The organism is Vibrio rotiferianus CAIM 577 = LMG 21460 (assembly GCF_002741985.1).
GTDB classification, from domain to species: domain Bacteria; phylum Pseudomonadota; class Gammaproteobacteria; order Enterobacterales; family Vibrionaceae; genus Vibrio; species Vibrio rotiferianus.
Genome location: NZ_APHW01000022.1, coordinates 205,428 through 220,292, shown reverse-complemented (window position 1 = coordinate 220,292; position 14,865 = coordinate 205,428). Strand labels below are relative to the sequence as shown.

General features: G+C 46.8%; 8 protein-coding genes. 6 read left to right on the top strand and 2 right to left on the bottom strand.

Annotated features, from left to right (window positions below; translation table 11 throughout):
• Positions 1–320: 320 nt before the first annotated feature.
• From recC to recD, 3 genes are all read left to right on the top strand, one after another.
• Positions 321–3,797, top strand: a complete 3,477-nt coding sequence (recC, locus tag B853_RS11520; protein ID WP_038885227.1) for an exodeoxyribonuclease V subunit gamma — start codon at positions 321–323, stop codon at positions 3,795–3,797.
• Between the two features lie 551 nt (positions 3,798–4,348).
• On the top strand, positions 4,349–7,987 hold the full coding sequence (gene recB / locus B853_RS11515) for an exodeoxyribonuclease V subunit beta (RefSeq protein WP_038885187.1): 3,639 nt from the start codon (positions 4,349–4,351) through the stop codon (positions 7,985–7,987).
• The gene (gene recD / locus B853_RS11510; RefSeq protein WP_038885188.1) at positions 7,987–10,146 is read left to right on the top strand and encodes an exodeoxyribonuclease V subunit alpha; all 2,160 of its coding nucleotides are present in this window, start codon (positions 7,987–7,989) and stop codon (positions 10,144–10,146) included. The genes recB and recD overlap by 1 nt, the downstream gene beginning before the upstream one ends.
• A 37-nt stretch (positions 10,147–10,183) precedes the next feature.
• Here the strand turns inward: recD and B853_RS11505 are convergent, their stop codons facing one another.
• A complete protein-coding gene (locus B853_RS11505; protein WP_010449872.1) occupies positions 10,184–10,372 on the bottom strand; it encodes a hypothetical protein in 189 nt (62 codons plus the stop codon).
• Positions 10,373–10,633: 261 nt separating this feature from the next.
• On the bottom strand, positions 10,634–11,971 hold the full coding sequence (gene argA, locus B853_RS11500) for an amino-acid N-acetyltransferase (RefSeq protein WP_038885189.1): 1,338 nt from the start codon (positions 11,969–11,971) through the stop codon (positions 10,634–10,636).
• Between the two features lie 164 nt (positions 11,972–12,135).
• Here argA and B853_RS11495 point away from each other — a divergent pair, with 164 nt between their 5' ends.
• From B853_RS11495 to tcdA, 3 genes are all read left to right on the top strand, one after another.
• Entirely contained in the window at positions 12,136–12,582 is a 447-nt protein-coding gene (locus tag B853_RS11495; RefSeq protein WP_010449869.1) for a DUF2850 domain-containing protein, read from the top strand.
• Positions 12,583–12,844: 262 nt separating this feature from the next.
• Complete coding sequence (gene mltA / locus B853_RS11490) at positions 12,845–13,948, top strand: murein transglycosylase A (protein ID WP_038885190.1); 1,104 nt, start codon at positions 12,845–12,847, stop codon at positions 13,946–13,948.
• 102 nt (positions 13,949–14,050) lie between these two features.
• On the top strand, positions 14,051–14,860 hold the full coding sequence (gene tcdA, locus B853_RS11485; protein ID WP_038885191.1) for a tRNA cyclic N6-threonylcarbamoyladenosine(37) synthase TcdA: 810 nt from the start codon (positions 14,051–14,053) through the stop codon (positions 14,858–14,860).
• The last annotated feature ends 5 nt before the right edge of the window (positions 14,861–14,865 follow it).

Here is a 14,865-nt window from a genome sequence, read left to right as displayed (position 1 = left end):
GTGAAGTGGATAGCTGCCGGAAAGAGAAGCGATTTCGCCTTCCTTTGTGAGCTTCATACCGATGTTCAATATGATGGGGATTGTTATAGAAATTTGTGATGATTATAAAACGGTGTTTTTTATCATGAAATACTTGTGACTAGTGTCACGCTTTGTATTTGCATGTAAGGTGTCGCTTACAAATGTCAGTTGCTGGTTATTTGCGCAGAGTTTGAGTGTTCTCTAACCTTTTGTTATTTAAGCTATCGAGATCGCTCTAGGAATAAATGCGGCTGTGCTAAGCTTGCTAGCAGTTTCCATTGGCATTCGGTGCACTTACTTTGTTTACTGTCTATCACTCCAATCAGGTCGATGTTCTCAAATCACTTCTTGTTGAACTAATTCGCATCAACCCATTAGAAAACCCATTCGAGAAAGAGCAAATTCTGGTGCAAAGCCCAGGTATGTCTCAGTGGTTGAAAATGGAATTGGCGAAAGAGTTTGGTGTTGCGGCAAACCTAGATTTTCCGCTGCCAGCGACCTTTATCTGGGAAATGTTTACCCAAGTATTGGCTGATGTGCCAAAGCGCAGTGCCTTCAACAAAGAAGCCATGACGTGGAAGTTGATGCACCTGCTTCCGGGTTTGTTGAACGAAGCGTCATTCGAACCTTTGGCTCGTTATCTTCAAGACGATACTGACAACTCCAAACTGTATCAACTGGCAGAGAAAATTGCCGATATCTTCGACGGCTATTTGGTGTATCGCCCAGAATGGATTGCAAGCTGGGAAGCAGGGCAAACAGTGCCTGAACTTGAAGGCGAACACCCATGGCAGCCGATTTTATGGCAGGCACTGTACGACCACACCGTCACTTTGGAGCAATCGCCTTACCATCGTGCCAACTTGTATGAACACTTCATTGATACGCTAGAAAACTTCAACGGTAACTTTGACCATCTGCCGAAGCGTCTGTTTGTATTTGGCATCTCCTCACTGCCGCCACGTTACATGGATGCGCTCAAAGCCATTGGTGAACACATTGATGTGCATCTGATGTTTACCAACCCTTGTCGTTATTACTGGGGTGAAGTACGTGACCGTAAATTCCTAGCTCGCTTAGCAGCAAAACATCGTCAGCACGTGGTGTGGCAAGAAGACCATTCTGAAGTACAAGGTGAGAGTGAGCAGTTAAAAGGTTCACTAGAAGAAAACGTAGTGGATGAACTGCATACCGATGTGGTGGGTAACAGCTTGTTGGCGTCGATGGGTAAACTTGGGCGCGATAACATGTATCTGTTGTCGCAGCTTGAATCCCATGAGATTGAAGCTTTTGTTGATGTCGAGCGCGACAGTCTGCTCCATCAACTTCAAGCCGACATTCTTAATTTAGAAGAGCACCAAGACGACGAGCAAATCGACAGCAGTCAGCACAAACAAGTGGTGAGTTTGGGTGATAAATCTCTGAGCTTGCACTCTTGCCACAGTCCAATGCGAGAAGTGGAAGTGCTACACGATCAGCTTTTGGCAATGTTCGATGCCGATCCAACACTGAAACCGCGCGATATTATTGTCATGGTGGCAGACATCAATGCCTACAGCCCTGCGATTCAGGCGGTGTTCGGCAATGCGCCGGGTGAGCGATTTATTCCTTACTCGATTTCAGACCGAACGGCCGATCAAGAAAGCCCAATTTTGGCGGCTTTCATGCAACTTGTTAATTTACCGAATACACGTTGTTTGGCTTCTGAATTACTTGAGCTGTTAGAAACGCCGGCGATTTTGAAGCGATTCGACTTAAGCGAAGATGATTTCCTTCAAGCTAAACAATGGGTAGAAGAATCCGGTATTCGCTGGGGGCTAGATAGCCATACCGGCAGCGAATTTGAACTGCCAGAAACACGCCAAAACACATGGCAATTTGGTATCCAGCGTATGTTATTAGGCTACGCGATGCCAGAATCTGCCGGTTTGTTTGAAGCGCAAGAGGGTAGCCTCTCGCCATATAATGAAGTGCAAGGTATGGGCGCAGAACTTGCTGGTAAGTTAGCTCACTTTATTCAACAAATTAGCCAATATCGCCGCAAACTTTCCTATGTTCAGTCGATTGATGCATGGCGTGAAACCTTGGTGGCGATGTTGGATGACTTCTTCTCTGTTGAGCTAGAAGGGGAAATGGCGCTCAAGTCGATTCGAGATACCTTAAGCCAACTGAAAGAACAGCTAACCGATGCGGCATTTGATGATGCCTTGTCGCCTTCTATTGTTAGCCAGTATCTACAAAACAAGCTGTCAGGAACACGGGTCAGCCAGCGCTTCCTTGCCGGACAAGTGAACTTCTGTACTCTGATGCCGATGCGCTCGATCCCATTTAGAACCGTGTGTCTACTCGGTATGAACGATGGCGTTTACCCGCGCTCAATGCCACCAGAAGGTTTTGACTTAATGACGGGGCGCACTAAGCCGGGCGACCGTTCACGCCGAGACGATGACCGTTACCTGTTCTTAGAAGCCATGCTATCTGCGCAGCAAAGTTTGTACATCAGCTACGTTGGGCGTTCTATCCAAGACAACACCGAGCGAATGCCGTCTGTTCTGGTGTCGGAGTTGATGGAATATTGCCATCAGAACTACTGCCTAGATGGCGATCAAGACCAGCCTGTCGATGACTCCGGAGATAAACTACTCAAGGAGTTAGTGAATGTGCATGCCATGGTGCCATTCAGCCCAAGCGCATTCCAAGGTTCTCATTCAAGCTATGCCAAAGAGTGGATTCCAGCAGCGTTGACCCAAAGCAATCTATCGCAGGGTCATGCGCGTGGCGAGTTTAACCGTGCATTGGATGATTACTTACTTGGTGCGACCTTCCCAATCGAATTGGATTTGGTGGAATTACAACGCTTTTGGCGTTTGCCTGTTCAGTATTTCTTTAACCGCCGTTTGAAAGTGATGTTCGAGCCGCCATTGCCTGTGATGGAAGATGACGAGCCCTTCGTATTAGGCGGTTTAGAAAGCTATCAAATGCGTGATGAGCTACTGGAAACCTTGCTCGAAACCGCCATGACTCAACCGTCCGCAAAAGCAGACGTACTCAAGCACTTTATGAGTGAACAACGCGCGCAGGGCAAATTACCGGTTGGCGCATTTGGTGATATCGAGTTTGAAACCAACCGCGTGCAAGCGGAAGAGCTGGTGGATAAGTTGGCGTTTTTATCCGGCGCACCGCAAGACGATTTAGAAATCGACCTTACCTTCGATGTGCTTGGTGAAGGAAAGAATATCCGTCTAACCGGTTGGCTAACTCAATGTTATCAATCTGGGTTGATTCGCTACCGAAGCGGTAAAATTCGTGCGCAGGATTATCTTGCTGCATGGATTGATCATCTTGCTATGTCTGCCTCTGGTCAGCCTAGAAAGACCCACGTTATCGGTTATGACCGCAAGGAAGGCGCGGTGCATTTAGTTTACCCAGCAATGGCAGACGCTACGCAAGCGAAACAACTACTTGCTGAATTAGTACGTCTGTTTTTTGAAGGCATGACCAAGCCATTACCCTACTTCCCGAAAACAGCACTGGCGTGTGTCGAGGCAGGCTTTAGTCGTGGTCACTGGGCTGATGACGAAGAGAAGTCGCTGAAGAAAATGGCGGATGCATTCAATGATGGCTACATGAGTCCAGGAGAAGGAAATAACACGTATATTTCGCGTATTTGGTCTACTTGGAATGACGAGCTTGCAGCAGAAGTTCGCATGCTGACCGCATTGGTTCTTCAAGGCGCAAGATTGACGGCGATGGATGCTGAAAGTATACCCAAGTAACCTCAAGATGCTTGGTTCAGCGAGATTGACTTGGCTTGTAGGCGAGGCGATGATTTGAAGATCTAGTGGCTCTAAATTAAAAATCGTCAACGAAGTATACGAGCCAAGACAACTCGCCCTTCGGGAGCGTGTCACTGAAGCAATTTCATCGTCAAACAACTTGGAAAGAGCAATCTATTACACAGCGTTGTTTTCCTTGAACTTGAATCAGTGACAACGCTCTGAATCCTGTATCTTGAAGTCACTTGGGTATAAGAATAAGTTGGATTATTTAGACAAAAAAGAGAGTAGGGTGGCCGCCAGAAAATCATTATTTTTTGTAGGGCGTTCGCTGTACGGCCACAAGGTCAGAGGGACCATGATTCGTTTGAGTGTAGCTGCCTGAAAGGCTTGGCTTATCTCGTGACGCGCATACTAGCGGTTGAAGATCAGGATAACCGTGAGTGAGATCCCACTAACCTCTAAATATTCCAACTTGTTAGACATATAAATAGAATTTTTAACGACAGATCACAGTTCGGTCAGTCGATAATCCGGAGAGATTCAGCGTTATGGCGCAAATGTCAGTTCCAACTCCACTGCAAACCATGACTTTTCCACTGCATGGTGCAAGGTTAATTGAAGCATCGGCAGGTACGGGTAAAACCTTTACCATCGCGGGTTTGTATCTGCGACTCCTACTAGGGCATGGCACTGCCGATACGAAGCACTGCGTGCCGTTGACTGTGGATCAAATTCTGGTCGTGACCTTTACAGAGGCTGCAACAGCTGAGCTGCGTGATCGTATTCGTGCACGTATTCACGACGCGAGGATCGCATTCGCTCGCGGACAAAGCTCAGATCCTGTGATTCAACCTTTATTGGAAGAAATTGAGGATCACAAGCAAGCCGCCGAGATCCTTTTGCAAGCGGAACGCCAAATGGATGAAGCCGCGGTGTACACCATTCACGGTTTCTGCCAACGCATGCTGACGCAAAACGCTTTCGAATCTGGTAGTCGTTTCAACAATGAGTTTGTAACGGACGAAAGCCATCTTAAAGCGCAAGTGGTTGCCGATTACTGGCGTCGAAACTTCTATCCTCTGCCATTCGCTTTGGCAGGAGAAGTGCGTCAACTATGGGGCTCGCCATCGGATCTGCTGTATGACATCAGCAACTACCTCACGGGTGCGCCGTTAAGTCTCTCTGTTCCTGCAATGCAAGGTAGCCTTGCCGATTTGCATGAGCAAAACTTAAAGCAAATTGATGCTTTGAAAGCCCAATGGCGTGATAGCCAAGAGGATTTCCTCGCACTGATTGCTGATTCCGATGTCAACAAACGCAGCTACACCAAAAAGTCTTTGCCGACGTGGTTAGAAGCGGTCAACGTATGGGCTTCGAAAGAAACCACGGGCTATGACTATCCAGATAAGCTGGAGAAGTTCGCGCAGAATGTGTTATTTGAGAAAACCCCGAAAGGCACTGCGCCACAGCACCCGGCGTTTGAGGCGATAGAAGCCTTCCTTGCCAACCCAATCAGCTTAAAAGCGCCATTGTTAGCTCATGCGATTGAGCATTGTCGCGTGATGCTGGCAAAAGCAAAAAATCAGAAGCAATGGTTGTCATTTGATGACTTGCTGACTCAGCTTTCTGCCTCGATTGATACCGATGAAACCGCACTACTGACAGAGCGTATCCGTACGCTTTATCCGGTTGCGATGATCGACGAATTCCAAGATACCGACCCACTGCAATACAGTATTTTTAGCCGCATTTATTTGGATAATCCTGAGTGCGGTTTGTTTATGATCGGTGACCCGAAGCAGGCGATTTACGGCTTCCGTGGCGCGGACATCTTTACCTACATCAAGGCGCGTAACCAAGTTAGTGCTCACTACACCCTTGGCACCAACTGGCGCTCAAGTGCCGATATGGTATTGGCAGTGAACCAGATTTTTGCTCTGCCAGACAGCCCGTTTATTTACGACTCCGACATTCCATTCCACCCCGTGGATTACAGCCCAAGTGCAGACAAACGTGTTTGGACCATGGGTGGTCAAAAGCAGCCTGCACTGACTTATTGGCTGCAAGAAGCGGAAGATAAACCTCTGCCAAAAGGTGAATACCTGACCGCTATGGCTGAGGCGACAGCAAGCCAAATTCAAACCATTTTGACCGCAGCGCAACAAGGTCAAGCCTGTCTGGTTAATGGCGAAAAGCAGAAGCCAGTTAAAGCGGGCGACATTGCAGTGTTGGTGCGAACGGGTAGCGAAGGTCGCATGGTCAAACAGGCGTTAGCAGACCAAGGCATTGCTAGTGTGTATTTGTCCAACCGCGATAGCGTGTTTACCAGTTCCGTCGCACAAGACTTACAGCGTTTGCTGCAAGCGGTATTAACGCCAGAAAACGACAGAGCATTACGCGCCAGCCTAGCATCAGAATTGTTCGCTCTAGATGCAGCCAGCTTAGACGCCCTCAACAACGATGAAACCGTGTGGGAAAACGCGGTTAACGAGTTCAAAGAATATCGCAAGCTCTGGGGGCAACGTGGTGTGCTTCCTATGCTGCGAGCAGTGATCAGTAAGCGTCATATTGCTGAGCGTTTGCTAGAAGAAGGGGCGAGTTCACAAAGCGAAAACGGTGAGCGAGTACTTACCGATCTGATGCACATTGGTGAGCTATTGCAGCAAGCGAGCAACGAATTAGACAGCGACCACGGCTTGCTGCGTTGGTTAGCCCAATCCATCAGCGATGCAGAACATGGGCTAGGTGGCAGCGATGATCAAATTCAGCGTTTGGAATCAGAGCGTAACTTGGTGCAAATCGTCACCATTCACAAATCTAAAGGTCTGGAATATGACTTGGTCTTCCTGCCATTTGTGTTTGGTTACCGAGAAGCAAGTGAAGCCAAATACTACGACGCAGAGAACGATCGCACCGTACTCGATATTACTGGCAATGATGCGTCGTTAAAACAAGCAGATAAAGAGCGCCTTGCTGAAGACTTGCGTCTTATCTATGTAGCGCTAACGCGTGCCGTGTATGCTTGCTTTATTGGTGCTTCACCACTGCGCAATGGTCGCTCAACCAAAGAGCCAACAGGTGTGCATCACAGTGCGATTGGTTACTTGGTGCAAAATGGTCAAGAGGGCGGCATCAACGACCTGTTTGTAGGACTGAAGAAGCAACAAGAGAATCTCGATAACGTCATGATTTGTGACCCTCCAAAGCAGCACGACGAGATATATGTTGCGGAGCAAACCGAGTTAGAACCGTTGACTGCCAAAGAGCTGCAAAACCCGATTGATAGAAACTGGCGAATCACCAGTTACTCGGGTTTAGTTAAGCAAGGTTCTCATCATGCTGAACATGACGCGACGATTGAAATCATTGGCTTTGATATTGACTCTTCAGAAGAGCAAGATGAAGCTGAATTGGTTGAGCCAGAACGCTCTATCTTCAACTTCCCGCGTGGCGCACGTCCGGGTACTTTTCTGCACAGCTTATTTGAGGAAATTGAGTTTACTCAGCCCGCGACAACGGAAGAGAACACCCAAATCATCCTCGGCTTGATGGAAAGTGAACAGCTTGATGAAGAGTGGCTGCCAATCCTGCAACAGTTGATTGATACCGTGCTGGCAACGCCTTTGGATAGCAAAGCCCTGCTGCTCAATCAAAAAGGTCCGGCGCAACGTTTGGTTGAGATGGAATTCTTATTGCCGATTGAAGTGTTGTCTGCACCTGCATTGAACCGCGTGATTCAACGTCATGATCCGCTCTCTGCCAAAGCGGGCGATTTGGGTTTCCAAACCGTGCAAGGCATGTTGAAAGGCTTTATTGACTTGGTGTTTGAGCACCAAGGCAAATACTACGTCCTCGACTGGAAATCGAACCACTTAGGTGATGATGTATTCCATTACCATGGCGATGCGTTGAAGTCGGCGATGGCGGATCATCGCTACGATCTGCAATACCAAATCTATGCTTTGGCACTGCATCGTTTCTTGCGTAGCAGATTGCCAAATTATGATTATGAACAGCACTTTGGCGGTGTTTATTACCTGTTCTTGCGTGGTATGGATGGGCAAAGTGATCATGGTATTTTTTCTGCCAAGCCAACCTTTGAATTTTTACAAGAGATGGATCATTTGATTGATGGTCAAGCACCTGACACGCGATCCAGTGAATCGGGGCAGATGGAGTTAATTTGATGAAAACCAATGATCTTCTTTCTGAGCAAAGCAGTGCGATGGCAACGCCAGATCTATTGGCAACGTTAGAATCGCTAGCAAATAAAGGGGCGATTCGCCAATTGGATTTCCAGTTCGCGCGCTTTATCTATTCGCAAGTTGAGCAACAAGTGAACAGCCAAGAACTGGCTTTTATTGCTGGCGTGCTCAGCAGTGAACTGGGGAAAGGACACATCTGTTTGCCTTTGTTTGATAGCCAAGGGCAACCAGCGGACCTTGCCAGTAAGCTCGGTTTGTTTGGAGAGTCTGCGTTAGTGCTTAATACTCAGCTGCAAGGCGTTAATTGGGTTGAGCTTCTGCAATCGTCGCCTTTAGTTGGTGCACAAGGTGAAGCCTTGCCAATGATGTTTGATGGTGAGCGTCTCTACTTACATCGTTACTGGCACTATGAAGTGACGTTGGCGGACAAGCTCAATCAACTCAGTGCGGCTGTAAACCTTCAGCCTCAAGAGTTCACACGTTTGTCTGAGTTGCTGCATCATTTATTTGCTCGTCAGTATCACTTTTTGTTCAATGCATTAGCCAAAGCGACAGAGGCAGGAACCAGTAACCAAGTGCTACGCCAGCAGCTAGTCTGTGACCATTTGGATGTGGTCACTGTAGACAGTCTCGATTGGTCAGCCATTGACGGGGCGGTCTGCCAAGCGAAACAAGTTCACGATCTGCAAGTGCTGGACAAGCTTGTACCATTATCGGCTTGTGTTAATTGGCAGAAGGTCGCGGCAGCGGTAGCACTGACGCGTCGTTTCGCGGTCATTTCCGGTGGGCCGGGTACGGGTAAAACCACCACGGTAACCAAATTGCTTGCCGCGCTGATTGAGCAAGCTGGACAAGAGAAAAACCTCACCATCAAGCTAGTGGCGCCAACAGGTAAAGCGGCAGCACGTTTGACGGAGTCTATTGGTAAAGCGATTCAAGAGTTGCCAGTGGAGCCTGAGCTTAAAGCGAAAATTCCAACCGAGTCGAGCACTTTGCATCGACTACTGGGCGCGATCCCAAACAGTGTAGAGTTTCGTCACAACAAACAAAATCCACTACACCTCGATATTTTAGTGGTGGATGAAGCTTCTATGGTCGATCTGCCGATGATGTACAAAGTCGTCGATGCGCTGCCAAAGCATGCACGTTTGATTCTTCTCGGAGATAAAGACCAATTGGCATCGGTAGAAGCGGGTGCGGTGCTCGGTGATATCTGTTCGTTCCACGCATTTGGCTTTGGTAAAGAGCAGGCGTCTGCGGTCGCGAAGTTATCAGGCTTTGACACCTTGGCGTACAGTACCAACAGTAATGCTTCGATTGCCGATAGCTTGTGTATGCTGCAAAAGAGTTACCGATTCGACGCCCGCTCTGGTATCGGTCAGCTAGCAAAAGCGGTCAACGCTGGCTCAGCCGCAAAAGTAGATGACGTTTGGAATCGTGATTTTGCTGATATCGAGCATTTCGCACTGAGTAGCCAAAATTACAATCAGATGATGCAGACTTTGGTTGCCGAATATGGTCGTTATCTAAAACGCATCGGGCAACAAGAGATTGACAAGAAGACTGGGGAACCAGAAACGTTGACCCACAAAGCTAAAGCAGTGCTGGATACCTTTAACCAATGTCGATTATTGTGTGCCATCCGTGAAGGTGATTTTGGTGTGGCAGGTTTAAACCAACGCATTGAAAAAGCACTAGCTGCACGTAAGTTGATTCAAACCCAAGACGAGCTTTGGTATCACGGCAGACCTGTGATGGTCACGCGTAACGATCATGGCTTGGGATTGTATAACGGTGATATCGGTATTTGTATGCGAGACGACAGCGAAGGTGAATCACGTCTTAAAGTGTTCTTTGAACTGCCGGATGGCAGCGTGAAATCGGTACTGCCAAGCCGAGTCCCTGAGCATGAAACCGCATATGCGATGACCATTCATAAATCACAGGGCAGTGAGTTTGAATACACGCTGATGATTTTGCCGCCAGATTTCAGTCCAATCCTCACTCGCGAGCTGATCTACACCGGTATTACTCGCGCGAAGAAACGGCTTGCGATGTACGCTGAGATGAATGTCCTCAAGCGTGGTATTAAGGTGAAAACTACTCGAGCGAGTGGGTTGGTATCTCGCTTATCTAGTTAAAACAAAAAGACCGAGCATGATGCTCGGTCTTCTTCTATCAACTGGCTTTACTAAAAGCGTTGGTAAATGACACGCTCTTAATGTTGTACTGTTTTTGGTAGCTTAAGATGAACTCTCTGATGGCATCATTAACAGGGAACACACAATGCACATCTAGGCCTTCTAGAAAATGATTATCAGCCATATCCCAAAAGCTTTGCAGCGAATTACAAATAATAGTTCTCATATAACAGTGCTCTTCTCGGCTTTAATAAAAGTCAGATAAACAGCTGTCCTTGATATACGGATACTCAGCAGAAACGTAATTAATGCTGAGTATTTTAGGGTGGAGAGAGTTCTCTCACCTAGATCCTTGGCGGTTAAACTTTGACCGCATTGGCGCAAAGTATAGCCAACCAGATGAATAAATCAACGATAAATATTCATTCAATTTTAATGTAATGGTTTGCACATTAATTGAACGGTTTGTGTTAGTTGATCATGTGGTTCAAAGATCCAACGCTAGGATTTTTGACTTACGCTGAAAGTTATACAGATCCTGTTTTACTACAGGTAGGTAATCAACATTCACCTCGTAAAAGCCTTGCTCTCTGAACCAGTGCAAGCTGTGGGTAGTCAGTACAAAAATCTGGTCAATGCAGTCTGATTTTGAGCGATGCTTCATATAGTTGAGCAGTAGTAGTCCTCGGTTTCCATCTCGATAGTCAGGGTGGATTGCAACACAGGCCATCTCTGCTTTGCGTTCTTCGATATATGGGTATAAAGCCGCACAGCCTATTATCAAACCGTCTTTTTCTATAATGGTGAACTTACTAATTTCTTGCTCAAGTTGCTCACGTGAGCGTCGCACTAAGACTCCTTGCTCTTCTAGTGGACGGATCAAATCTAGGATACCGCCAATGTCATCGATATCGGCTTCGCGCACCTGTTCGGCACTGGCCATCACGACTTGGGTACCGATGCCATCGAAAGAGAAAAGCTCTTGAATTAACGCGCCATCCACTTTGTAGCTGATCAGGTGACTTCGTGGCACTCCGGCACGACATGCGGCAATGGAGCCTTTAAGAAAACGTAATGTACCGGAGTTATAGTCGGTGTCCGGCGAGGTGTTCTCGGTCAGCTTTTTAATGACATGTTCTGCTTCGATAGGGAACAGCTCCGCGACGGCGTTGCCATTGTCATCAATCACACCTTGCTCTGAACAGAAGCCAATAAGTTTATCTGCGCCTAGTTTTATCGCTAGTTGAGTGGCAACTTCTTCAGAGAGCAGATTAAAACACTCGCCTGTCACAGAGCTGGCAATAGGGCCAAGCAGTACAATTGAGCCTTGATCGAGTGTGCGATGGATAGCATTGGTATCGATTCGACGGATACGACCACTGTGGCAATAATCAATACCGTCATCCACTCCGAGGGGCTGAGCAATCACAAAGTTACCGCTCACGACGTTGAGTTGTGTTCCTGCCATCGGCGTATTATTGAGGCTCATCGATAAACGTGCGGTAATAGCCAGTTGTAGTTGCCCTGCTGCTTGCATAACTACCGAAAGTGCTGCTTCGTCTGTGATTCGAACGTTTTTGTGGTACGGCGTCGTAAGGTCTTGTTTTTCTAGTAGCTGATTAATTTGTGGCCTAGCACCATAAACAAGTACTACCTTAATTCCTAGACTGTGCATAAGCGCAATATCATTGATAATATTGCCAAAGTTTTTATCCGCAACCGCCTCTCCCCCTAACATTAAGACCATGGTTTTTCCACGGTGGGCGTTCACATAGGGTGTGGATTGACGGAATCCTTTAACTAGAGCAGTACTGCGAATTTTCACTACGGCCATTCCTTGTGTTTATTTATGCTGTAATATTGTCTTTTTATTCAATTGTTGGCAAGGTGTTTTTTTGGAACAAAGAGCAAACATCAATTTGCTCACTCTTTATTCTTTTTACTATAAAAGAGTAGAATGTGTGTGTGGTTTCAAAGTAAGAAAGTGTGATGTCTTCTTTAGCGAAAAAAAACGCTGCTATTAACGAACAGCCAACTCAGAAAAAAACCAATACCCGTAAGTGGATTGAACGTGCACTGATGTTTATTGCCTTAGTCGGAACGCTTGCTGTTATTGGTGTTTATGGAGACTTGATTGGTCGTTTTGTATATAAGCCGGTACCAAAGTCTCTTATCTATGGTAAGTGGATTGAGCAAGAGGTTGCGCCTTACGCTCGTGAAGAGTTCATTGTCAGTGAAAGGGGCATCATCGTTCAGGGCTCTACCGTAGCCACTGATTTTGAGTTTGACGGTAAAACCTTTTCGTATAAGGTGGGCTCTAAGGTAAGAGAGTTTGAATTCGTGGGACAAAATCATACTGAAATGAAGTTGGACTCAAATGCGCATTATTTGCCAGTCTTCCGTTTAGAAGGCAAAAGCGACTTGTCTCTACGCTAGAACTCCGAACCACTTGTTCATCGCATGGAAGCGATGGTTTAACATCTGTCGATGTAATTTTCTCTGGTTTACTGGATCTGCAATATCAAACATTGCTTGGACATTTCCTTTATTTTCCTCTGCTATAAATATATTTGGTTGATGAACTGTACGAGGCGCTCGTGCATTCGCTCATTGTTGATACACTTTGTCGCAGCTTTTCAATTGCTTCGTAGGTATTTGTTTGTCATCCTTTCGCTATATTTAACTGTGGAAATCCTCCGTGCATAAAAAACTCCTACCTCTAATGACGTTAAGCCTTCTCTTTGGCTGTGCTCAACCAACAGATCGTGCTCAACAATATCTGGATGGTGAATTTACCAACATACTTAATGAAGTGAATGTGGTTGAATCTAACAAGCCGCAAGACTTTACTGAGTTCAACAAGCAAGCAGAGCAAGTTGTAACCAAGTCGCCTTCAATGGCAAAAATGTACCAACCACTTTACGAGAAGTTGAGTGAGTGGGCGTTGCAAAGTGGTGATACCACAGCGTTAAGTGCTTTCGGGATTCAGGCCGCTCAACTTGGGGGCGGTGACAAAAAGGGTAATGTGTTATTTACGGGTTATTTCTCACCAGTGATGGAATTGCGTCACGAGCCAAATGCTAAGTTTAAGTACCCAGTTTATGGCAAGCCGACTTGCAGCTCGGACTGTCCGACTCGTGCAGAGATTTATAACGGTGCACTAGAGGGGCAAGGCCTAGAGCTTGGCTACGCACCAAATATGATTGATCCGTTTATGATGGAAGTCCAGGGCAGCGGCTTTGTTCATTTTGAAGATGACGATACGCTGGAATACTTCGCTTACGCAGGCAAGAACAACAAAGCGTACGTAAGCATTGGTCGTATTTTGATTGATCGTGGTGAAGTGCCACGTGAAAAGATGTCATTAAAAGCAATCAAAGAGTGGGTAATGGCAAACGATGAAGCAACGGTTCGTGAGTTGCTTGAGCAAAATCCGTCTTATGTCTTCTTCGCGCCACAAGCGGATGCGCCGGTAACGGGTTCTGCAGGTATCCCTCTATTACCAATGGCATCGGTGGCGGGCGATCGCTCGATTCTTCCTATGGGTACGCCAATTTTGGCAGAAGTACCGTTACTTAATAAAGACGGTACATGGAGTGGTGCGCACCAACTCCGCCTTCTTATTGTGCTGGACACTGGCGGAGCGGTAAAACAAAACCATCTCGACTTGTACCATGGTATGGGCCCACGTGCAGGTACCGAAGCGGGTCATTACAAGCACTTTGGCCGAGTATGGAAGTTGGGTTTGGAAAACACGCCAACGCAAGCGCCTTGGGCTTTACCACCAGAGAAGTTACAATAAGCGCCTAGTGAGAGGAATCGCCTCTCATCATCTAGACATTTCATCAAAGAGTGCGTATAAATCGCACTCTTTGTTTTTCTATCGATCATCTGGAACTTCAATATGCGTGAACTCGATACTCCGGCATCTGACAGCTATAACCAACGTTTTGGTGGCACTCGTCGTCTCTACGGTAACAGCGAAGTAGAAATTCTTCGTGCCGCACACGTGTGCGTGATTGGTATTGGTGGCGTAGGTTCTTGGGCGGTAGAAGCGCTGGCACGTACTGGTATTGGTGAGCTGACACTTATTGATATGGATGACGTGTGTGTGACTAACATTAACCGCCAAATCCATGCGATGACAGGCACAGTTGGTCAAAGCAAAATTGAAGTGATGGCAGAGCGCGTTAAGCTGATTAACCCTGAATGTAAGGTCAATCTGATTGACGATTTCATCACGCCAGATAACCAGCACGAGTACTTGAGCAGAGAGTTCGATTACGTGTTGGATGCGATCGATAGCGTAAAAGCAAAAGCCTCTCTACTGGCTTACTGTCGTAGCAACAAGATCAAAGTGATCACGACAGGCGGTGCTGGTGGTCAAATCGATCCAACCCAAATCATGGTGGCGGATCTGACCAAGACTATCCAAGATCCATTGGCGAAGAAGATCAAAGATACGTTGCGTCGTCATCATAACTTCCCGAAAAATCCAGCGCGTAAGTTTGGTATTGATTGTGTGTTCTCTACGGAGCAATTGAAGTACCCACAAGCAGATGGTTCAGTATGTGGCGTGAAATCGACAGCAGAAGGTCCAAAACGAATGGACTGTGCGAGTGGTTTTGGCGCAGCGACGGTTGTAACAGCAACGTTCGGTTTTGTTGCGGTATCTCGCATCGTTGAAAAGCTGATTCAAAAGCATAAGAAGTAAATTCA